We start from the raw sequence: 23,253 nt of genomic DNA, 5'->3' as shown, positions 1-23,253 counted from the left end.
TGCCGTATAGTGTCAACTTACCGTTAATGGTGATTCATGGAAGAAGCGTTTTTAAGTGAACATAAAAAATCATGTGCTAATTGTGGTGCGGAGCTTAAATTTAAACCAGGCTCTAACCAATTAAAATGTGAATATTGTGGCTATGAGGAATTTATTGAACAGGCTAAAACTAGTTTTGAAGAATTAGAACTTCAGCACTATTTAAAAGTTGTTGGAGATAATGCTTATACCGAAACAATAGAATTACTTCATTGTAAAAACTGTGGTGCTAATCAGCATGTAGAAGAAAATTATAAATCTTTAGGTTGTGTATATTGTGGCGATCCATTAATTAGAGAAGACATCGTAAAAGAAGGGTGGATTTTGCCGGGTGCACTTGTTCCTTTTCAAATAGACGCAAAGAAGGCAAAAATAATTTTCAAGGGTTGGGTGCATAGTCTTTGGTTTGCGCCAAATAAACTTAAAAAAGCAGCTTTAGATGCAGAAGGTTTACATGGTTTATATGTGCCTCATTGGACTTTTGATGCCAATTTATATGCTACGTATCAAGGGCAACGAGGAGATTATTATTACGTAACGGAAAGCTATAAAACCAAAAACGGAAGACAAACAAGACAGGTGCGTAAAACACGTTGGTCAAATACATCGGGAGCAGTTAATGGTTTTGTTGATGATATTTTAATTAATGCTTCTGAAAAAAAAAGACGAGATATTCCTAGTAAAATAGCGCAATGGAATTTAAAAGAATTAGTAGTTTTTAATTCAAAGTATTTGTCAGGTTTTGTAACTGAAAAATATACCATTTCCTTAAAAGAGGGGCACCATCAATCTTTTCAAGAAGCAAAGAATATTGCGTATGGCTGGATAAACAAAGACATAGGGGGAGATACGCAAAGAATAGATCATACAGATATTAAACTATCAGAAGAGACCTTCAAACACATTTTAGTGCCTGTTTATTTAAGTTCTTATGTTTATAATGGTAAAGAATATCAATTTTATGTAAACGGACAAACAGGTGCAATTAGCGGAATACGGCCATATTCTTTTTGGAAAATATTCTTTTTAGTACTTTTAATCATTATTATTATAACAGTTATTGCGATTTTTACACAATCATGAGAGTATTAGCCATAGGAGATATCCATTCAGGATTAAAAGCATTAGAACAAGTTTTAGCCAAAGCAAAGGTAACTACAGAAGATAAATTAATCTTTCTGGGAGACTATGTAGATGGGTGGAGCCAAGCTACGGAAACCATAAATTTTTTAATTGATTTACAGAAAACACATAATTGTGTTTTCATAAGGGGTAATCATGACGAGTTCTGTAGGTCATGGTTAACGGAACGAAAAGATAACCCTATGTGGTACGAGCATGGTGGTGAAGCTACAGTAAATTCATATGCAAAGCTAGATAAGCAAACTAAAGAATTGCACATCGACTTTTTTACGCAATTGGAAGATTATTATTTAGATGAGGATAAACGCTTGTTTCTTCATGCAGGATTTACTAACTTAAAGGGAATAGATTTTGAATATTTCTCAAAAACTTTTTATTGGGATAGGACGTTATGGGAATTAGTACTTTCTTTAGACCCAAATTTAACGCCGGAGCATAAATATTATCCGCAGCGTTTAACACATTATTCTGAGATTTATATAGGACATACGCCGGTAACTAGAATAGGTAAAACAACACCACAGAATGCGGCTAATGTCTGGAATGTAGATACAGGAGCAGCGTTTAAAGGGCCACTTTCTATTATAGATATTGCTACCAAGCAAGTGTGGCAAAGTGATCCCGTCTATACATTGTACCCCGATGAAAAAGGAAGAAATTGAGCAGTTAAAATATAAAAGGATTATAGCCTTATTATAAGTATTATTACGAACTTTGAAAAAAATAGAATATGTCAGCAAAAAACATTAGAATAGAAGTAATGCGGGCGATTGAGGAGAAGGTAAATGGTTTTATTGATCAGTACTTAATTCCAATTCAAGACATTTGGCAACCAACAGATTTTTTGCCAGATCCGCAAAGCGATGGGTTTCTTGATGCTGTAAAGCAAATACAAGAAGAATCTAAAGACTTAGGATACGATTTTTGGGTAACTATGGTTGCCGATACGGTTACTGAAGAAGCATTACCAACGTATGAATCTTGGTTGATGGATGTTGAAGGTGTTGATCAGCACGGTGAGAATAAAAATGGCTGGTCTAAATGGGTGCGTCATTGGACTGCAGAAGAAAACCGTCATGGAGACGTATTGAATAAATACTTGTATTTATCAGGTAGAGTAAACATGCGTGAAGTAGAAATTACTACCCAGCATTTAATTGCAGATGGTTTTGATATAGGTACCGATAGAGATCCCTATAAAAACTTTATTTATACCTCATTTCAAGAATTAGCAACCAATATCTCGCACAAGAGAGTTGGGCAAATGGCTAAAAAGAAAGGGAATGTATTATTAGGTAAAATGTGTACTATTATTGCGGGTGATGAAATGCGTCATCATTTAGCGTATAGAGAGTTTGTAAAATCTATTTTTGAGCATGATCCAAATCAAATGATGTTAGCATTCGCTGATATGATGAAGAAGAAGATTGTTATGCCTGCACATTTTTTACGTGAGTCTGGTGGTACAATTGGTTCTGCATTTGAAAATTTTTCAAATTGTGCACAACGATTAGGTGTGTATACGGCATTGGATTACATTGATATTCTTAAAAAATTAAATTCTTATTGGGAGCTAGATAATATCCGTGGATTGAATGATGATGGTGAGCGTGCAAGAGATTATTTAATGAAGTTGCCAGATAGGTTAGAGCGTATAGCTACAAGGATGAAATTTCCTGAAGATCAATATCATTTTAAATGGGTTGATGCAAACGGTAGGTTATAAAAATAATAAAGGCGGTATTTTAATACCGCCTTTATTATTTAATGTAGTTTACGCATGGTATTACAACTTACCATGTTTGTGTTCGTCTTGCCATTTAGTCAATTCCATCCATTTACCCTCATAACACATTTTGGCTTGCATAGGCCATGAGGCAGGGTCGTGTATTTTATATCTATTTCCACCACCATCAAGAACTTTTTGACAATCAGCAACAGAGGCATCAGAAAGTGCTTTCCATGTTTTTATGCCACTTTCTTTAAACATCGCTTCAATTTTTGGACCAATTCCTTCTACCAATTTTAGGTCATCCTGTTTAATTGTTTTGCCAAATGCTGCTTTTGCTGCAATTGCATCAAACGCAATTACGGGTATTACTGGAGTTGTTAGGGTAACAGGAGCAGCAGCGGTAGGAGTTTCAGGTGCTGCAAAATTGGAAACAGGAGCAACTGCGACTGGTTTTGCATTCAATTTTTGTTGGCAGGCATATAAATCTGCTTTCAAACGTATATTTTTCTCCTCACACAGGTTTAAATCTGCAGAATTATCAATGGTAGTATTTCCAGACTTTCCTAGTAGATAGCCAAGTATTGCACAAATAATTCCGACTAAAGCTGGGATAATCCAACACCAAATAGTTAAGTTTTCAAAATTCATTTTAATATGTATTTATTGTTTAGGTGATTATTTAGTTTAAGGTGATAACCGTTCTTCTGTTCTGACTTCGACCTTCGTCTGTATCATTAGTAGCAATTGGAGTGTCTGGCCCTTTTGAGGTAGCTATGATTTTAGACGCTAGAATACCATTTTCACTTAAGTATTGCTTTGCGAAGTCTGCACGTTCTTGTCCTAAGCCAATATTTGTAATTCTATTTCCTTGGCTATCGGTATGACCAACAACACTGCAATTTGCGCCTTCTATCTTATCAAGGTATTTAGAAATAGCTGCAATTTTTTGACGTTCACTAACGGTAAGGGTGATGGCGGCTTCACCAGTATTAAAATAAAGTACTAATGGATCTGCTTTAATCTTATCATAGAGTGCTTTCATCTCCTCTTCAAGGTCTTCGTGTTCATTTGAAAAAGCGTAGCTCACAGGGCCTAGAAATACATTTTCAGAAGAACTTATCATGTCTTCTTTTAGTGTTCCTAAAATAGTTAAGGAAGAAGAAGGAATACCTTGAGCAACTAGATGATTTTTAATAGCATTTGCTCTAGCGATACCTAGATTTGGAAAAGCAGATTTATTTGCTTCATCACTTTTATAAAAACCGGTGATGTCAAATACTTTACTTGCGTTTTCTTTTAAATAAGATTTAATGCCACCAATTCCTTCAGTTACTTTTGCTGATAAAGGCCTTAAAATGGAAGAGGAAGATCTGTTGAAATTAAAATTATCATTAGAGTCATAAGAAAAAGACCCATCCGAAAATTTAAAAGGATATGCCGTTGCTTCGGGCTGACTTTCTTCTACAATTTTAGTTTCTGGAATTTCTGAGCTTGCCTCGCAACAACTACAGCAGGTCATAAAAAAATAAGTCCCTAGAAGAATAGTAATGACTATTCCTAAAAGATAAGTGGTTTTTTTTGTCATTGTTGATGGTTATTTAGTGTTAACTACACCAAAGTATTAAAAAAAACCTTAAAATGTTAAATATTTGTGTATTAAATATTCATTATCAAACAGATAACTAATTGTAAATGTTAAAATAGGCTGAGGTATTCGGGGATTAAAAATTATCAAACAATACGGTTTTTCCTACTATGTGTACGAAAATAACTATGTTTTTAAGCTTAATTTTAGTTATTAAACCTGTAAAAAATAAACCCTTATTTCTACCGACAAAGTTTCGGCATTGAAATAAGGGTTTTATAAAAGGAAGAAGTTTTTACAGAAATGAAAACTTCTTTTGATTAGTTAGTTGTAAACCACATACTAGGTAGAAAAGCTATTCTGTGGTTTTTTATAACTTAAAGATCAAATTTGATTCCTTGAGCAAGAGGAAGCTCCGTAGTATAATTTATAGTATTTGTTTGTCTACGCATATAAACCTTCCAAGCATCTGATCCAGACTCACGTCCTCCACCAGTTTCTTTTTCTCCACCAAAAGCACCACCTATCTCTGCGCCAGAAGTTCCAATGTTTACATTTGCAATGCCACAATCAGATCCTTGTACAGATAAGAATGCTTCTGCTTCACGCAGATTATTTGTCATAACCGCAGAAGATAACCCTTGAGCCACTCCATTTTGAAGCTTTAGGGCATCATGTATGTCTCCTGAATATTTTAATAAGTATAGTATAGGAGCGAATGTTTCGTGTTGAACAATTTCAAATGTATTATTTGCTTCTGCAATCGCAGGTTTTACGTAGCATCCAGATTCGTACCCTTCACCAGAAAGAACACCCCCTTCAACCACAATAGTTCCGCCTTCTTTAACCACTTTTGCTAATGCTGCTTCGTACATTTTTACAGCATCAGTATCTATAATAGGTCCCACATGATTGTTTTCATCTAAAGGATTCCCAATTCGTAATTGTCCGTATGCTTTTACAACGGCATCTTTAACCGTATCATAAATAGATTCATGGATAATTAAACGCCTTGTAGAAGTACAACGTTGTCCTGCGGTACCTACAGCACCAAAAACAGCACCAATAACTGTCATTTTAATATCTGCATCTGGAGTTACAATAATAGCATTGTTACCTCCTAATTCTAATAAAGATTTTCCTAAACGACCAGCAACTTCTTTTGCTACAATTTTACCCATACGAGTAGAACCTGTTGCAGATATTAAAGGTACACGAGTATCTTTAGTCATCATTTCTCCAACAGTATGATCGCCATTTATAAGATTGCAAATACCTTCAGGTAAGCCGTTTGCTGCAAATACTTCTGCAGCTATATTTTGACATGCTATTCCGCACATAGGTGTTTTTTCACTCGGTTTCCAGATACATACGTCTCCACAAATCCAGGCTAAAGCCGTATTCCAAGCCCAAACAGCTACAGGAAAATTAAAAGCAGAAATAATACCAACAACTCCTAAAGGGTGGTATTGCTCGTACATTCTATGTCCGGGACGTTCAGAATGCATAGTTAACCCATGTAGTTGTCTTGATAAGCCAACTGCAAAATCACAGATATCAATCATTTCTTGAACCTCGCCTAAACCTTCTTGGTAAGATTTTCCCATTTCATAAGAAACAAGTTTTCCTAAGGCTTCTTTTTTTTCTCTTAGTTTGTCACCAAACTGTCTTACTATTTCGCCTCTTAACGGAGCTGGCTTTGTTCTCCATTCTTGAAATGCCGCAGTTGCTGTCTCCATTACTTTAGCGTAATCTTCTTGCGTAGTTGCTTTTACTTTGCCAATTAATTTACCGTCTACTGGTGAATATGAAGCTATTTCTTCACCTGAAGCAAAAAACTTTGATCCTGTTGATGTACCTAAATTAGTAGCTGATACTCCTAAAGTCTTTAAAGCAGAATCAATACCGAAGTCTGTTGTTGTTTTTGACATTTTATAACTTTTTATTAGTTAAATGTTATATTTATTCAAAGTTACGATTAATAATTGTATCCCTGAACAACCAAAAAAAAATATGTTTATAAAAGAATGAGGGCTATTGTAAGTAGTGCAGGAACAGTCTGAACGAATAGAATTTTTCGGGAAACAGTCATGGAGCCATAGATACCTGCAGTAGCTACGCATGCTAGAAAAAATAGGGCAATATTGTTGCTCCACTCTAGGTTTGTAATAAAGAATGTCCATAATAAACCCGCGGCTAAAAAGCCATTATATAAACCTTGATTGGCGGCCATGGCTTTAGTGGGTTCAAATAAATCTTTAGGAAAGTTATCAAATACTTTTCTTCCTTTAGTGGTCCATGCGAACATCTCAAAATACATAATGTATAGGTGTAAAAAAGCAATTACTCCTATTAAAACCTTAATAGTAATTTCCATAAATTATTCTTTTGCAATATAACGTTCATCAACTGGCATTATCGTTCCGCAATTATCACACGTTCGTAATGCTTCAGAACTATAAAAGTATTTAAAATGAGATAAAAAATCTTTTTCAATATCATTAAGCGTAAAATAAGCTTCGTATAGTTTATGATTACAATGATCACAAAACCATAATAAACCATCATCTACATTCATATGGTTTCGTTTTCTTTCAATTACAAGACCAATAGAATTCTCATGGCGTACGGGAGAGTGTGGAATTTTAGCGGGGTGTAAATACATATCTCCAGGTCCTAATGTCATTGTTTTTTTTACACCATCTTCCTGTACGTGTACTTCTATATTGCCTTCTAGTTGGTAAAATAGTTCTTCGGTTTCATTGTAATGATAATCTTTACGCGCGTTAGGTCCAGCAACGATCATTACAATATAGTCACCGGCATCTTTGTATAGATTCTTATTTCCAACAGGTGGTTTTAAAGAAGCTCTATTTTCTGAAATCCATTTGTTTAAATTGAATGGAGGAGTAATTGCCATAGTATGCTTTTTTTACGAAAGTTAAAAAAACTATACTATAATAGACCGAAAAAAATAAATATAATCTTAGAGGTTTCTTAATTCTAAGAAACCAAACATTCTAGAGAGGGGACCATGTGTACTGCAAAAGAAATAAATTAGATTATTTGTAAAACAATTGTGTGAAATAGAAAACGCCATCAGCGTCTGTCTTTACACTCACTGCAGAATGTGTAAAATCTCCTTCTATAGCTTTTTTATGGGTACTACTATGCATCCAGCCATCAAAGGCTGTTGGTGCATCTTCATAACTTTTTGCTACATTTTCGGAAACTAAAATCGCATTGACTTCAGATGTAAAACTGGAAGCTCTGGAGCTAAAGTTATCGTGATTGGTGGTCCCTTTTGAGATCATATAATCAGTATGTAAATTAGCATACTTATATGCAATACTGTTATATTCCAAATTAATTAGTCCGTTATTAATCCTATAGTTGTTCACTAGCGCCATCAATTCATTTTCAACCTCAATGGCATTCTTAGATTCTATTATTACTGTATTATTTAAAGACTCTGTATTACAAGAGTAAATAAGGAATACAAATAAAACTAAGATTGCATGCTGCATTCTCATTTTCATATACGTTTTATTTGTAAGTAGTAAGAGGTAGAAAAGGGGGGTTTTCTAGTGTTCTATTGGTTCTCGTAAACCGTTCTTCTAAGATTGTCAAAATAATTAGAATACCTTGTACAATATTTTGTTTTTTCGATGAAATACACTGTTTTTGATAAATACGTTGTTTTTTATTATAAATTGTTAAGGTTTATATAATAGAAGTTGGATTCTTGTGTTTTAAGAATAGTTAATGCGGTTTATTTTCTAAAATTTCACTGTTTTCAGTGACTTAAGATTTTAATAAACACTTTATATTTACACGTAGTAAAAACCAACCTATGAAACTAAAATATTTTCAGATTATCAGCTTACTTTTTCTTGTTCTTGCCGGATGTAAAGAGAAAGTAAATACACTAGAGAATCAATCAGATAACCTTAACAAATATCAGAATTACGTTAGTGAGGTTACCCACGGAATTATTTCTTCAAGGAGTGAAGTTAGACTGGTGCTAAAACAGCCAGTAGCCACATGGGAAAGTGGTACAGAATTAAATGACCTTTTATCGGTTTCTCCAAAAGTTGACGGAAAAGTGATGGTGCTAGACAACCGAACTATTTCTTTTGTACCAGAAAAAGCATTTAAGCAAAACACCGAATATGCATTTACATTTGAATTAGGAGATGTGATCAAGGATGTTCCGGAAGATTTAGAAGAATTAACTTTCGTAATAAAAACCTTGGAGCAGCAATTTTCGGTCTATACCAATCCAATCCAGTCTTATTCAAAAGAAAAGCAATATATAGAAGGACAGTTAAGGAGTGCAGATATTCTTTCCTTAGCTATGGCGAAAGACTTGATAAAAGTAAAGCAAAATGGAAAAGATATAAAAGTGAAGTTTGATACTTCTGTAAAAGAAGGAACACTTTTTCAATTCAAAATTGATAGCATAGCGCGTTATGAAGAAGATAGTGAGTTACAAATTTCATGGGATGGCACTAAGCATGATATAGATAATAAGGGAGAAAATAAAATAGTGATACCAGGAAAGAACAATTTTATAGTTCTTGATGTGGTGGTAAAAGATACGTGGCAAAATCAAATCTTGATTAACTTTTCAGACCCACTTAAAAAAGATCAAAACTTTAAAGGCTTAGTTGTTTTAGAAGGAGATAATAATTTAAAGTATAGTGTGTCAGGGAATACATTAAAAGTATATCCGTCTAATGAGATTTCTGGTACAGCTCAATTAGAGGTCTTTGATGGGATTGCTAGTATTGATGGTTTTAAACTTAAAAACAAATTTGAAGAGCGGATTGCTTTTGAACAGATAAAACCAGAAGTTAGGTTACTCTCTAATGGGTCTATTTTACCTTCTTCAAATAACCTAAAAATTAATTTTGAAGCCGTAAATTTAAAGTATGTTGATGTATCTGTACTTCGTGTTTATGAAGATAATGTTCTTCAATTTTTACAGAACAATAATTTAAACGGAAGCAATTCTTTAAAACAAGTAGCAAGACCAATAGCCACTAAAAAACTAGAGTTGGTCACTAATTTAAGCGTAAACACAGGAAAATGGTCTGCCCATGCCTTGGATTTAAAAGAGTTAATAACGCCACAAAAAGGAGCTATTTACAGAGTAGAGTTTTCATTTAAACCATCTTATAGCACCTATAGCTGTGATGATACTAATTTTGAAACGGAAGAAGACGTTGAGGAGAATTATGATGAAGAGTCAGAAACTAGTTCTTGGGACGGAGCAGAAGATTATTATGACAATTATGAATATAATTACGATTGGAGTGAACGTGAGAATCCATGCCATACTTCATATTATTATGATAAAAAAGTAGGTGTAAATATTTTGGCTAGTGACCTAGGTGTAACGGTGAAAAGGGGACTCAATAAAAGCTATTTTGTAGCGGTTAGTGATCTTGTTACGACCAAGCCAGTTTCAGGAGCTAAAGTAACTTTTTACAACTATCAACAACAGTCCGTTGGGACGGTAACTACTAATGAAAAAGGAACTTCATTTTTTGATGCAGAAAACAACCAAGCTTATTTTGTGGTAGCAGAAAATAATGGGCAGAAAACGTATGTAAAAATTAATGATGGTAATGTGCTGTCAGTAAGTAAGTTTGATGTTTCTGGTGTTTCTTTACAGAAAGGTATTAAAGGGTATATTTTTGGAGAACGTGGTGTTTGGAGACCAGGAGATAATATCTTCTTATCCTTTATGTTAAATGATAATGCAAATAAATTACCAGCAAACCATCCGGTAAAATTAGAACTAATGGATCCATATAACAAAGTGGTTCACCGTGAAGTGAAGACTTATGGATTAGATAATTTTTATCACTTTGGTCTAAAGACAGATGAAAATGCACCTACTGGTAATTGGTTGGTAAAAATTTCGGTTGGTGGGGCATCATTTACTCAAACTATAAAAATAGAGACGATAAAGCCTAATCGATTAAAGATCAAAACAGAATTTGATAGTGATATTTTAGGAGGTTCAAAACCTATCTATGGTGCAATGGAAGTTAAATGGTTGCATGGCGCCATTGCTAAAAATCTGAAGGCAGATATTACTGCGAAATTTAATGCTAAAACAACTACGTTTAAATCTTTTCCAGGTTACATATTTGACGATCCAACGAGAAGTTTTTCATCAGAAGACCAAGTGGTTTTTGATGGTAGAATAGATGGTGAGGGGAAAGCTAGTTTTAGTATTAATCCACAATTAAATGGCACTGCGCCAGGAATGCTAAATGCGGCTTTTGTTACTAAGGTTTATGAAAATGGAGGCGATTTTAGTACTGATGTATTTACAAAAACCTATGCGCCTTTTAAAACCTATGTAGGTTTAAATGTGCCTAAAGGAGATAAATCAAAAGGTATGCTTCTTACAGATGTAAAACATAAGTTTGAAGTAGTTACCGTAGATGAAAATGGAAAACCAAAAGCAACCAAGAACCTTAGGGTTTCAATTCATAAAATAAGCTGGAGATGGTGGTGGGATAACTCAGCCGATAATTTATCGTCTTATAGCAGTAGCGAATATCATGAAAAAGTTTTTGAAGAAACCATAAGTACTTCTTCCAATGGAAAAGGTACATTTAATTTTGAATTAAAATATCCAGAATGGGGGCGTTATTTAGTTCGCGTAGAAGATGAATTTGGTGGACATGCCACAGGAAAAGCGGTCTATATAGATTGGCCAGGATGGGCAGGGAAATCTCGTAAAAACGATCCGTCTGCTGCAACAATGTTGTTATTTTCAACAGACAAAGAAAAGTACAATGTAGGAGATGATGCTATTATTACATTCCCTAGTTCAGAAGGTGGTAGAGCATTGGTTACTATCGAGAATGGAAGTGAAGTTTTAGAATCGTTATGGGTAGAGACCACAAAAGGAGAGACTAAATTTAAACTACCAATAAAGGAAATTTATACGCCTAATGTATATATCAATATTGCACTGTTGCAACCGCATGCATCTACATTGAATGATGCTCCTATACGTATGTATGGTGTGGTAGGTATTGGCGTTGAAGACCCAAAAACAAAATTGGAACCTCAGATAATGATGCCAGAAGTGCTGCGTCCAGAGGAAAGTATTACCGTAAAAATAGGAGAAAAGAATAATAAGGCAATGACCTATACGATTGCCATTGTAGATGAAGGTCTTTTAGATTTAACACGTTTTAAAACTCCGGATGCATGGAGCACCTTTTATGCGAAGGAAGCATTAGGCGTAAAAACTTGGGATATTTATGATGATGTTATCGGTGCCTTTGGCGGAAAAATCAATCAAGTATTTGCTATTGGTGGTGATGATGAACTAGCAGGAGCAAAGAATAAAAAAGCAAATCGGTTTGAGCCAATGGTGGTTCATTTAGGGCCTTTTACACTAAAGGCAGGAGAAACTAAATCTCATAAAATAGATATTCCTAAATATGTTGGTTCTGTACGAACTATGGTTATTGCAGGGAATGCGGAAAGCGAAGCATATGGAATGGCAGAAAAAACAACTCCTGTTCGTAAGCCATTAATGATATTGGCTTCATTGCCAAGAAAAATAACACCAGGGGAAAAGGTAACCTTACCGGTAACCGTATTTGCTATGGAGTCTAAAGTTAAAAACGTTACGATTAAAATAAAACAAGATAAAGCGTTTACCATTTCTGGTGATGCTACAAAATCACTCACGTTTAGTCAGCCAGATGAAAAAATGGTGTATTTTGATTTAGATGTAGCAGATTTTAAAGGAATAGGCAAAGTAATTGTAGAAGCTTCTGGTGGAGGAGAAACGGCATCTTTTGAAATACCGATAGATGTAGTGAATCCAAATCCAACAACTTCTGAAATTCAAGATATTGTTCTTGATGCAAATGCAAGTCAGCAATTAAATTTAGAAACCTTTGGTATTAGTGGCAGTAATTCTGTTCAAGTAGAATTTTCGACCCTACCACCAATGAGCTTCAATGGTAGAATGCAATACTTAATTAGGTATCCGCATGGGTGTGTAGAACAAACTACATCTGCAGCGTTTCCGCAATTGTATTTGAGTGATATTTTTGATTTAAGTTCAGCTAAAAAATCTGAAACACAGAAGAATGTTGAAAATGCCATAAAACGATTAGGAGGATTCCAACGTCCTGGAGGAGGATTTTCATATTGGCCAGGATTAAGTTCTACCGATGATTGGGGAACTACCTATGCAGGTCACTTTTTATTAGAGGCAGAAAAGAAAGGGTATGTTATGCCTATTTCTTTTAAAACTAATTGGGTGAAATATCAACAAAGCACTGCAAAAAATTGGCGCTCAGGAAGTTCTTATTCAGATTTGGCACAAGCTTATAGATTGTACACGTTAGCACTTTCAGGTAATGCAGATATTGCTTCAATGAACCGTTTAAGGGAAACAAGCGGAGTGTCAGATGAAGGTAAATTTAGATTGGCTGCAGCGTATGGCTTAATTGGCCAGGCTAGTGTGGCGCAACAAATTTTAAAAACAGCTTCTATTGATTTTCAATCGAGTAAGAATGATTATTATAGCTATGGTTCTACTGAAAGAAATAGAGCAATGGCGTTAGAAACGTATATTTTATTAAAAGACAAAGGTAAAGCTCAAGAATTAGCTAAAACTGTTGCTGCAAGTTTAAAAGAACAGCGTTGGATGAGTACCCAAAGTACCTCTTATAGTCTTTTAGCAATGGGGAAATTTGCCGAAATGGTAGGTGGTAAAGGAATAAAAGCATCTGTAACTGTTAATGGTAAAACAGAAAGTGTTTCAACAAGTAAAACTTTAGCGAGTAGAACCTTAGCGATAAAAAAAGGAACTAATAGCCTTAGTTTAAAAAATCTAGAAGGTAATGTGGTCTATGTTAGTATTATAAATAACGGAATCTTACCTGTAGGTAACGAAAAAGAAATTCAACGAAATCTTGGGGTGCAAACCACTTTTAAAGCACGTGATGGTTCTCGAATTGACGCTTCTTCAATTACGCAGGGAACAGATTTTGTTGCAGAGGTTACGTTAACAAATACCACAAGTAGTGCAGTTAAAAATATGGCACTATCGGAAATTTTTCCAAGTGGATGGGAAATTGTCAATACCCGTTTTACAGATTTTGGCGATTTTGCTCAGAATAATGTTACGCATACGGACCTAAGAGATGATCGTGCTAATTTCTATTTCGATTTGAAAAAGAATGAAACCAAAACGTTTAGAATATTACTAAACGCATCCTATTTAGGAACGTATTATTTGCCAGGAGTACAAGTAGAAGCTATGTATGATAATGATTATATTGCTAGAACAAAAGGGCAATGGGTTAAAGTGGTTCAATAAAAGAATACGTTTAACGTGTTATAAAACTAAAGAAGTGTCTATTATTTTTAATAGGCACTTTTTTTATAGTGTAGTGAGAAAAAACTTATTCGTAAAAGTTTTTTGTTTAGCCTAATCTCTACCTTTATAATAACTGGGGATATAGGTATTTAGCTGAGGTCTTTATTGCAGAAGTAAGGAAGTATTTAAAATTCTAAAGGGAGCTTTTTTAATTTGAAGTAGAAACTAAGCATTCTTTTTTAGCCCATTCAATAGCTTTTTCTAAGGCTGTAAATCTATATATGTTCGCAGACATAAACAATTTCTCTAACAATGTGTTTGAGTATCCTTTTTTAGAATAGGTTACAATAACATAAGCCTTTAGTTTGTATTTACTTTTGTAAAATTGCAACCAGCCTATTGGATTTACAGAATAGTTATGTACTCTGTTCGTAATATAAATTAGACCTTCTCCGTTTTCATCATATAGATTTCCAATATCCTCTGTAACTGTTTTTCCGTGATCTTCCCATGAAAAAACAACACCTTCATTTATCTCTGCAACAACAAAACCAGGGAATAAATAAAAAGTGCCAAAAGAATAACTAAGCTGATTAAAGGCTTCTTTGTAAAATGGACTATTTTTAAGACTTTGAAACATAGATGTTTTAAAAATTATCAAATTGTTAAAACAAAGGTACTTTGTAAGGCCTCTATTTACCTAAAAGTCTCGGTAAAAGACCAATTTATCTACTTGAAATCACCATTTTGTTACATATAGCACTATATTTCTGAGGAAAATTCCTACAAATGTAAGTTAAATATCTAAATTTCAGAGGGTTCTATTTTAAGTATCCTGCTAAATATTAAAGCTCCAATCTCTTTTATTGGCTCATATAATTTAGACTCTTTTTTAGTGTCTTCATTGATTAGATTGGAAGTCTGATTGACCGATTCGAAAAATAGGACTAATGCTCCTATGATGATAGCAACTTTTAGGGCTCCAAAAATACCTCCTGCTATTTTGTTTAAAAGTCCCAGCATAGCAAAATCTGCAATCTTAGTTAGTAATTTGGCAGATAAGTGTATTAAAACAACAATTAAAATAAAGGTAATTACAAATGAAGCTATATTCATATACTGCTCATTCCAGTTCATATTTTCGGCTAAATATGCGCCAGTTAAGTGTGAGAAATGAATAGTGCCATAAATACCAGCAATAAGTGCTATAATGGACGCTATTTCAACAAACAATCCATTTTTAAACCCTATGTAAAACCCCCAAAGAAGAATTAAACCAAAAACTATATCTAAAAAATTCATATTGTCCGCTTTAGCGCAAATATAAAACTTTGATTTGTACCTTTGAAAAGAATTGAAAATACGGATTAGATATTAAGGGATACAATTTTAATATTTGAGAAATGATGTGCTATTTTTATTCATTGGTATAAACGAAAATATAATGTCAAGAGATATACAATTAAAAGAACGTTGGGACGTGTTAATAGAAAAACTTTCAGCACAGTTTGCAGATGGTGATGTTTTAGAGTTAGATGCTATCATTTATTTGGTAGGCGTACAAGAATTAGGAAAATATCATAGAACCTATAAGAAAGACGAAAAACTAGACTTAATGCATATTGCAATTTGTCGTTTACTAGAACCGTATGGTTTCTATACGTTTGATTATTTTGACGAAGAAGGTTGGCCGCACTATATTATGAAAGAAGAATTACCACCGCTGAAAGCTGGTGAGCAATCTGTTTTGATGAAAGAAGCAATCGTGTCTTATTTTATAGAAAAAGAATATATTAAGTAGTGATTATGGAAAAGCCCTATTATGCAGTGATTTTTACTTCTACAAGAACAGAGGGGGATAAAGGATATGCAGAAATGGCGAATGAAATGGAAGCTCTTGCAAAAAAAGAACCAGGTTTTATAGGAATAGAGGCAGCAAGGGAGGACGTGGGTATTACCGTAAGCTACTGGGAAAACTTAGCCGCTATTGCTACTTGGAAAAAAAATTTAGATCATGACCTTGCTCAAAAGAAGGGGCAAAAAGAATGGTATTCTTGGTATAAGGTACGCATTTGTTTGGTTGAAAGAGAATACGAATTCAATACCAGTACTCCTTGAAAGAAAGAGTTATAACGGTTTTAAAAAAGCACCCTAAAAAACTGTTAGTCTTAGCAGTGCTTTTAATTGCCTATTATTTTTGTTTACCTAAAGTGTTATTTAATACGCCTACAGCTACTGTAATTGAGAGTATGCAAGGAGAATTATTAGGCGCTAAAATTGCGGATGACGGTCAATGGCGTTTTCCTGTAGTAGATAGTGTTCCTTTTAAGTTTGAAACCTGTTTGTTAAATTTTGAAGATGCCTATTTTTACAGGCACCCTGGTTTTAATCCCATTTCAATGTTTAAGGCTATCGGCGCAAACATTGTTGCAGGAAAAACGGTACGCGGAGGAAGTACAATTACGCAACAAGTAATACGCTTATCTAGAGAAAATAAGGGTAGGTCTTACGCTGAAAAGTTTATAGAACTAATTTTAGCTACGCGGTTGGAGTTAGGATATTCTAAAGAAGAAATTTTAAATCTTTATGCAAGCCATGCCCCTTTTGGAGGAAATGTTGTTGGGTTAGAAGTAGCATCATGGCGCTACTTTGGCTTATTACCTTACCAATTATCATGGGCGGAAGCTGCTACTTTGGCTGTATTACCCAATGCTCCAAGTTTAATTTACCCGGGAAAAAATCAATCTAAATTATTAGTAAAAAGAAACAGATTACTTCTAAAATTGCAGGACGAAGGCATAATTGATGATACTACTTACGAGCTAGCATTATTAGAAGATTTGCCGCAAAAACCATACGCGTTACCTAATTATGCCTCACATTTTGTGCAGTATGTAGCAAAATCAAAAAAAGGGGAACGTGTTAAAAGTAGTATCGATCAAGAGTTACAGAAAAATGTAAATGCAATTGTAAAAAAACAATACAATAGCCTGAAGCAAAATTTGGTATACAATGCAGCTGTTTTGGTGCTTGATGTAAAAACAAGAAAAGTATTGGCGTATGTGGGTAATGCGCCTACTGATAAATACCATGAAAAGGATGTAGATATGGTACAGGCGAATAGAAGTACGGGGAGTGTTTTAAAACCCCTGCTTTATACTGCAATGCTTGATGCTGGAGAGTTGTTGCCAGATATGCTCGTACCAGATGTACCCACACAAATTGCTGGGTATGCTCCAGAAAATTTTAATGAGTCGTATAGTGGAGCTATTGAAGCAAAAAAAGCATTAGCTAGATCATTAAATATTCCTGCCGTCCGATTATTGCAATCTTATGGCTTGGAGAAATTTAGGGATCAATTAGATGTTTTTAAATTAGGCGGATTGAATAAATCTGCAAACCATTATGGTCTGACCTTAATTTTAGGAGGCGCAGAGAGTAATTTATGGGACCTATGTAAAAGCTATGCAAATTTGGCATCTACCGTAAATCATTTTAATAAAAGTTCAAGTGAATATTTTAAGAAGGAATTTGTAGCACCTACCTACCTTCAAAAAAGCACCATAGATTTTGGAGCCAAATCCCAAGATAAAACTGTTTTTGATGCGGGGAGTATCTACTTAACGTTTGAGGCCATGAAAGAGGTAAATCGTCCGGAGGGGAGCGAGTCTTGGGAGTTTTATGACTCTAGTAAAGAAATTGCATGGAAAACAGGAACTAGTTTTGGAAACAAAGATGCATGGGCAATTGGTACTACGGCAGACTATGTGGTGGGGGTTTGGGTAGGTAATGCGGATGGAGAGGGTAGGCCTAATGTTACTGGTGTGTCTAGCGCGGCACCTATTTTATTTGATGTTTTTGATGTATTGCCCAAATCTATTTGGTTTGCTAAACCATTAGATGAATTTGTAACTGTTGAGGTGTGTGCAAATAGTGGTTATTTGGCTACAGAGATTTGCCCTAGAATAACAATTGATATTCCTAAAAAACAGAACTATGTGCACGCTTGTGGCTATCATAAAATAATACATCTAGATCAAAACAGGCAGTTTAGAATTAATTCGTCTTGTGAAGATTTATCTAATACAATAACAGAGCCTTGGTTTATTTTACCTCCTTTGATGGAGTTTTATTATAAACGAACCCATCCATCCTATAAATCATTACCGACTTTTAGGGACGATTGTATTAGTGTTTTGACACCAACAATGGAGTTTATTTATCCAAAAAATAGAAGCCGTATTATTTTAGCGAAGAATTTTGAAGGAAAAATGAATGAACTAATTCTAAAATTGGCGCATACTAAGCCAGAATCAAAAGTGTTCTGGTATTTAGACAGTACCTTTATTAAGGAAACTAAAGATTTTCATGAAGCAGCTATTCTGCCAGATGAAGGTGATCATACTATTTCAGTAGTTGATGAGCTGGGGAATGAGGCCAGTATCATAATCACCATACAATAGCCATGTAATTAATCTAATTTATCAGTTAATTCCTTAAATACTTTCTTAGCATTCTTATCATTATAAAGCACTTGATAGACGGCATCTAAAATTGGTGTGTTAGATTTCTTTTTCCGGTCATTATTTAGTTTATAAGCACTTTTAGTTGCGTAATACCCTTCGGCAACCATTTTCATTTCCATCATGGCACTTTTTACGGTATAGCCTTTTCCTATCATGTTTCCGAACATTCGGTTTCGACTAAAAACAGAGTAGCCAGTTACTAATAAATCGCCTAAATAGGCCGAGTTATTAATATTCCGTTTCATACTGTGGACTCTTTTTATATAGCGTTTCATTTCCCGAATAGCATTACTCATAAGTACGCTCTGGAAATTATCACCATAGCCTAGGCCATGCGCAATTCCAGCAGCAATAGCATAAATGTTCTTCAACATTGCAGCATATTCTGTACCGATAATATCATCCGATATTTTTGTCTTTATATAGTCACTGCTCAAGTGTTCTGCAACGATTTCAGCCTTACTTTTATCGCCGCAAGCAATAGTCAAATAAGATAAACGCTCTAGCGCAACTTCTTCCGCGTGGCAAGGACCTGTAATTACTCCAATGCTCTCATAAGGGATAGCATATTTTTCATGCAGATGTTCTCCTACAATTAATCCTGTTTCAGGAACTATACCTTTTATTGCAGAAAATAGCGTTTTTCCTTTCAATGATACCGTAAGGTTTGCTAATTCTGATTCAAGAAAAGCAGAAGGAATTACAAAGATGATAATATCAGCGTTGGTAACAGCGGTATTAATGTCATTGGTCAATTGTAGTTGGTTTATATCAAACGCTACTGAACTTAAATAATTAGGATTATGACCGTGTGTTTTAATATGTTCAATGGCATCAGTATTACGCATAAACCATTGAAGGCTATCTACATTTTCTGTAAGCATTTTTACAATTGCGGTTGCCCAACTACCACCACCTAAAACGGCAAATTTTAAATCTCTATTCATAATTCAATCTTTAAAAAATTAAAGTATTGTATTTTTCCAAGGTTAAAATAAACCTTTCTATCTCTTGCAAAATTAGTCAAAATCAGGGTAATATAACATGATGATAATCAGTGTTGTGAAAATCTTGGCACGAGAATTGTTTTATGCTTAACAACCATAAAATTTAGATTATGAAAATAAAATTACTATTCGGATTTATATTCCTAGGATTATTAGCTTCTTCATGTTACACAGAAGTAGTTGTTGAAGATGGTTTTATTGATGAGCCAGTTTTAAATGTCAACCAGGTACTTGCATCTAAAGACTTGTGGTATGTAGACATTAATGCCACAAGAGGAAATGGAGAAGTGCCATTTTTACAAAGAGCATTTACGGTTTCTTTTGTTAGTGGAACATTGTATGCTAATAATAATTTGGTAGGTATTGGTAAAACAGGAAATGGATTGGGTATAGACGTTGGAGTTTATAACGGTGTTCGTGGGGTGTTAGAGATAGATCATGATCTAGATGGTTATTGGGACTTAGATGTATTTGTCGTTAATAATTCAACCATAGAACTTTATCATAGGGGTACAGATACTTCTTATTTTTTAAGAGGATACCAACGTAATAATTTTGATTATGATATGGTTTTCTACAACAATATTCAGTATTTCTTACAAGAATATGACGCATGGGAAAAAGTATATACAAGCCAGGTTGGAGCGATAAATGATTTTGATGATGAGAATTTTTTACAATTTTTATCAGGTGATAATGGAGGTTTCTTTAGATCATCGATAGATAGCCCGGGTACTAATTCTAATAATTTACAATGGGATTTTGAAGGCGATTACCAAGTATATGATATAGCAAATGATGACTCTTTAAAAGCTTTAACCTTAAGTTATGATTTTATTGGAGATGATTATTTTGAGTTGTATGTGATCAATGATGGTACTATAGAATTATACCATCCAGATAGTGGAACCTCTTATGAATTTAAAGGGCGAGGATATATTCAATATTTAAAATCCGATAAGTCTGCTAATGCCAAAAAGAGGGTAAAAGTTTCAAACCCTACAATGCATGTAGTAAGACAGAAAAAATAGAAATTTTTTAGTTGGTAGGTTGTTTAAACCGCTGTAAGGATAAGCCCTTGCAGCGGTTTTTTTCATATAATTTTTTTAGATTTTTTCAAGAATTACTAAAATGTAAAGGGCTAATCTGTTAATAATGTTATAATTAGTGATACGTGGTATTGCGCAGTTGAAAAGTGGTACTTTTGCGACTTCAAAAAAATTAGTACAAGAAATGAATTTTATCAAAAAACTTACTTCAAATCCTAAAAATGATTTTTTCGCAGGAGTTACTGTATCTCTAGCGATGATTCCAGAAGTAGTTGCTTTTGCTTTTGTGGCAAACATAGACCCTTTAGTAGCTTTGTCAGGGGCATTTATTATTGGTTTAATTACGGCAATATTTGGTGGTAGACCTGGTTTAATTTCAGGAGCTGCGGGTGCGGTAGCTGTAATTTTTGTAAACTTAATTAAAGAAGGGCAAGTAAGAGGATTAGAGTTTGATATTCCTGTTGAAAACATGGGCTACTATTATTTATTAGCTGCAGTTATTTTAATGGGATTGATACAAATATTTGCAGGCGTTTTAAAATTAGGGCGCTTTGTCCGTTTAATTCCTCATTCTGTAATGATGGGATTTGTAAACGGTTTAGCTATCGTAATTTTTATGGCACAAGTTAAAATGTTTAGTCATAAAGTGCCCAATACAGATCCTGATGCTGTAGAGAAATATATGAGTGTTTTTATGTATGGTCCTGAATTATATCTAATGATTGGTTTGGTTCTTTTTACGATGGCTATCATTCATTTTTTACCCAAGTTAACTAAAAAGATTCCTGCAGCTTTAACGGCTATATTGATAACCACATTTGGTGCCATACTTTTAGATTTGGATGTAACTACAGTAGGTTCTTATATTAGAGAAGGTGGCGGAGAAGGTTTGAGTGGTGAGTTTCCAACCCCAAATAAAGAACTGTGGCAATTTTTGCCTTTCAATTTAGATACCTTAATGTTTATTCTGCCTTATGCTTTCTTAGCAGCCAGTGTTGGTTTGATTGAAAGTTTAATGACCTTAAATTTGGTCGATGAATTAACAGATAGTCGCGGTAGAGGTAATAAAGAGTGTGTTGCACAAGGTGTGGGTAACATTACTAGTGGTTTATTAGGAGGTACTGGAGGCTGTGGTATGATAGGCCAAACGGTAATTAATATTAATGCAAATGGAAGAGGAAGATTGTCTGGGATTGTAATGGCAGTGACCCTACTTTCTTTTATTTTATTTGCAGACACCTATATTGAACAAGTTCCAATAGCAGCTTTGATAGGAGTAATGTTCATGATGGTTATAGAAACTTTTGCTTGGTCTAGTTTTAGAATCTTGAAGAAGATTCCTAAATCAGATGCTTTTGTTTTAATTGCAGTATCTGCCATAACTGTATTTTTTGATTTAGCAATAGCCGTATTCATTGGTGTTATTATATCTGCCCTTGCTTTCTCTTGGGAAAATGCAAAGCGAATTCGTGCTAGAAAAAGTACAGATGATAATGGTATAAAAACCTATGAAATATTTGGTCCGTTGTTCTTTGGATCCACCACTGGGTTTACCGAAAAATTTGATGTAGCTAATGACCCTGAAGAGGTGGTTATAGATTTTAAAGACAGTCGTATTGCAGATATGTCTGGTATTGAAGCTATCAGTAAGCTATCAGAACGTTATAAAAATGCTGGCAAGAAATTACACTTAAAACATTTGAGTAAGGATTGCATTAAATTGTTAGCTATAGCAGATGATATTGTAGATGTGAATGTTTTAGAAGATCCTAAATATAAAGTAGTTGCAGATGGTTTTAATTATGATGATGAATAATAGCGACTACCAGAATTCATAAAAATGATGTAGCGGGCCATGACCTTTTCCAAGGGTGTGGCCCGCACTTTTTATAATAGCATGTTCTAAATATTTTTTACCTTTTTTTACGGCGTCTTCTAATGAATTTCCATGTGCTAAAAAAGCAGCAATCGCAGATGAAAGTGTGCAACCAGTGCCATGGGTGTTTTTAGAATCTACTTTTTTTGAGGCTAATTCTACTAGGCTGTCATTTTCAATGTTATAAAGCACATCTGTTAATATCTCTAAGTTTAAATGGCCGGCTTTTAATAAAATTGAGGTATGGTAGCGTTTGCCAAGTTCTTGAGCTAATTCTTTTAAATCTGATTTTTTAGTTATTTTTTTATCGAGTAGTAACTCGCATTCGGGAATATTTGGGGTAATTAATCGAGCTAAAGGAAAGAGCTCTTTTTTTAGACTAGTAATTGCATCAGTATGTAATAAAGAATCTCCAGAGCTTGCAACCATTACGGGGTCTATAACAATATTTTGTACGTGGTATTTTTTTAAACAGTGTGCTACAGTTTGTATTGTATTACTATTGTGAAGCATCCCGATTTTAACAGCATCCGTTCCAATATCATCAAGGATAGCTTCAATTTGTTTTTTTAGATGTAATGTGGGAATTGGGTGAATATCAAAAACACCAAGAGTGTTTTGTGCAGTGAGTGCCGTAATTGCAGAGGTGCCATAAGCACCACAAGCACTAATTGTTTTTAAATCTGCTTGTATGCCTGCTCCAGCTCCAGAGTCGCTACCAGCAATAGCCAATACGGTTTTAATTTTTTTTACAGTCATTTTGCGCTAAACTAAAGTCACAAAAGGAGCGGCTGCATAAATAACAGATGTGTTGTTATTAAGCAATACTCGTTTCCCTTCGTTGCAATTAAACAAATCAGGTTCAAAGGGTAATTTCTCAGCCCATGAAGAGCACCCCTAACGAACACGTAAAGCTACATGTA

General features: G+C 34.4%; 19 protein-coding genes and 1 riboswitch. Of the genes, 9 read left to right on the top strand and 10 right to left on the bottom strand.

The genetic code is table 11. The annotated features are described in order from the left end of the window. The first annotated feature begins 36 nt into the window (after window positions 1-36). The 3 genes from CELAL_RS06135 (at window position 37) to CELAL_RS06125 (ending at window position 2,908) form a co-directional block, all read left to right on the top strand. A complete protein-coding gene (locus CELAL_RS06135; RefSeq protein WP_013550034.1) occupies window positions 37-1,122 on the top strand; it encodes a hypothetical protein in 1,086 nt (361 codons plus the stop codon). Beyond that, window positions 1,119-1,844 carry a metallophosphoesterase family protein gene (locus CELAL_RS06130; protein ID WP_013550033.1) on the top strand — a complete coding sequence of 242 codons (726 nt, stop codon included), beginning with the start codon at window positions 1,119-1,121 and terminating at the stop codon, window positions 1,842-1,844. The genes CELAL_RS06135 and CELAL_RS06130 overlap by 4 nt, the downstream gene beginning before the upstream one ends. A 68-nt stretch (window positions 1,845-1,912) precedes the next feature. Then, window positions 1,913-2,908 (top strand): acyl-ACP desaturase, encoded by a 996-nt coding sequence (locus tag CELAL_RS06125; protein WP_013550032.1) that lies wholly within the window; start codon window positions 1,913-1,915, stop codon window positions 2,906-2,908. A gap of 60 nt (window positions 2,909-2,968) precedes the next feature. Here CELAL_RS06125 and CELAL_RS06120 read toward each other — a convergent pair whose 3' ends face one another. The 6 genes from CELAL_RS06120 to CELAL_RS06095 form a co-directional block, all read right to left on the bottom strand. Next, window positions 2,969-3,562: a hypothetical protein gene (locus CELAL_RS06120; RefSeq protein WP_013550031.1), complete on the bottom strand. Its 594-nt coding sequence runs from the start codon at window positions 3,560-3,562 to the stop codon at window positions 2,969-2,971. A gap of 31 nt (window positions 3,563-3,593) precedes the next feature. Next, complete coding sequence (locus CELAL_RS06115; protein ID WP_013550030.1) at window positions 3,594-4,499, bottom strand: OmpA family protein; 906 nt, start codon at window positions 4,497-4,499, stop codon at window positions 3,594-3,596. A 377-nt stretch (window positions 4,500-4,876) separates the two neighbouring features. Next, window positions 4,877-6,430, bottom strand: coding sequence for an L-piperidine-6-carboxylate dehydrogenase (gene amaB / locus CELAL_RS06110; protein ID WP_013550029.1), 1,554 nt, complete (start codon window positions 6,428-6,430; stop codon window positions 4,877-4,879). 86 nt (window positions 6,431-6,516) lie between these two features. Beyond that, the gene (locus tag CELAL_RS06105) at window positions 6,517-6,876 is read right to left on the bottom strand and encodes a DUF1304 domain-containing protein (protein WP_013550028.1); all 360 of its coding nucleotides are present in this window, start codon (window positions 6,874-6,876) and stop codon (window positions 6,517-6,519) included. Between the two features lie 3 nt (window positions 6,877-6,879). After that, on the bottom strand, window positions 6,880-7,419 hold the full coding sequence (locus CELAL_RS06100) for a 3-hydroxyanthranilate 3,4-dioxygenase (protein WP_013550027.1): 540 nt from the start codon (window positions 7,417-7,419) through the stop codon (window positions 6,880-6,882). A gap of 142 nt (window positions 7,420-7,561) precedes the next feature. Beyond that, complete coding sequence (locus tag CELAL_RS06095; RefSeq protein WP_013550026.1) at window positions 7,562-8,038, bottom strand: CAP domain-containing protein; 477 nt, start codon at window positions 8,036-8,038, stop codon at window positions 7,562-7,564. Between the two features lie 314 nt (window positions 8,039-8,352). Here CELAL_RS06095 and CELAL_RS06090 point away from each other — a divergent pair, with 314 nt between their 5' ends. Further along, window positions 8,353-13,872: an alpha-2-macroglobulin family protein gene (locus CELAL_RS06090; protein ID WP_013550025.1), complete on the top strand. Its 5,520-nt coding sequence runs from the start codon at window positions 8,353-8,355 to the stop codon at window positions 13,870-13,872. A 208-nt stretch (window positions 13,873-14,080) separates the two neighbouring features. Here CELAL_RS06090 and CELAL_RS06085 read toward each other — a convergent pair whose 3' ends face one another. After that, entirely contained in the window at window positions 14,081-14,512 is a 432-nt protein-coding gene (locus CELAL_RS06085) for a hypothetical protein (protein ID WP_013550024.1), read from the bottom strand. A 164-nt stretch (window positions 14,513-14,676) separates the two neighbouring features. Next, on the bottom strand, window positions 14,677-15,174 hold the full coding sequence (locus tag CELAL_RS06080) for a CvpA family protein (protein ID WP_013550023.1): 498 nt from the start codon (window positions 15,172-15,174) through the stop codon (window positions 14,677-14,679). A gap of 142 nt (window positions 15,175-15,316) precedes the next feature. Between CELAL_RS06080 and CELAL_RS06075 the strand changes: the two genes are divergently transcribed. From CELAL_RS06075 to pbpC, 3 genes are read left to right on the top strand one after another with little or no spacing between them, the layout of a single operon-like run. Then, complete coding sequence (locus tag CELAL_RS06075) at window positions 15,317-15,673, top strand: hypothetical protein (protein WP_013550022.1); 357 nt, start codon at window positions 15,317-15,319, stop codon at window positions 15,671-15,673. 5 nt (window positions 15,674-15,678) lie between these two features. After that, window positions 15,679-15,990 carry an antibiotic biosynthesis monooxygenase family protein gene (locus tag CELAL_RS06070; protein WP_013550021.1) on the top strand — a complete coding sequence of 104 codons (312 nt, stop codon included), beginning with the start codon at window positions 15,679-15,681 and terminating at the stop codon, window positions 15,988-15,990. Then, entirely contained in the window at window positions 15,987-18,335 is a 2,349-nt protein-coding gene (pbpC, locus tag CELAL_RS06065) for a penicillin-binding protein 1C (RefSeq protein ID WP_013550020.1), read from the top strand. The genes CELAL_RS06070 and pbpC overlap by 4 nt, the downstream gene beginning before the upstream one ends. A gap of 8 nt (window positions 18,336-18,343) precedes the next feature. On the opposite strand, the gene CELAL_RS06060 is transcribed toward pbpC, so the two are convergent. Beyond that, window positions 18,344-19,345, bottom strand: a complete 1,002-nt coding sequence (locus CELAL_RS06060; protein ID WP_013550019.1) for an NAD(P)H-dependent glycerol-3-phosphate dehydrogenase — start codon at window positions 19,343-19,345, stop codon at window positions 18,344-18,346. 170 nt (window positions 19,346-19,515) lie between these two features. Between CELAL_RS06060 and CELAL_RS06055 the strand changes: the two genes are divergently transcribed. Together CELAL_RS06055 and CELAL_RS06050 are read left to right on the top strand one after the other, a co-directional pair. Beyond that, window positions 19,516-20,436 carry a hypothetical protein gene (locus tag CELAL_RS06055; RefSeq protein ID WP_013550018.1) on the top strand — a complete coding sequence of 307 codons (921 nt, stop codon included), beginning with the start codon at window positions 19,516-19,518 and terminating at the stop codon, window positions 20,434-20,436. Between the two features lie 202 nt (window positions 20,437-20,638). Next, entirely contained in the window at window positions 20,639-22,270 is a 1,632-nt protein-coding gene (locus tag CELAL_RS06050; protein WP_041557976.1) for a SulP family inorganic anion transporter, read from the top strand. A 6-nt stretch (window positions 22,271-22,276) separates the two neighbouring features. Here CELAL_RS06050 and thiD read toward each other — a convergent pair whose 3' ends face one another. Further along, window positions 22,277-23,089 (bottom strand): bifunctional hydroxymethylpyrimidine kinase/phosphomethylpyrimidine kinase, encoded by an 813-nt coding sequence (thiD, locus tag CELAL_RS06045; protein ID WP_013550016.1) that lies wholly within the window; start codon window positions 23,087-23,089, stop codon window positions 22,277-22,279. Between the two features lie 57 nt (window positions 23,090-23,146). Then, window positions 23,147-23,239: riboswitch (TPP riboswitch) on the bottom strand. Window positions 23,240-23,253 lie beyond the last annotated feature (14 nt).

The organism is Cellulophaga algicola DSM 14237 (assembly GCF_000186265.1).
Lineage (GTDB): Bacteria > Bacteroidota > Bacteroidia > Flavobacteriales > Flavobacteriaceae > Cellulophaga > Cellulophaga algicola.
The sequence above is the reverse complement of the archived record's forward strand: the minus strand, read 5'-3'. Positions and strand labels throughout refer to the sequence as shown.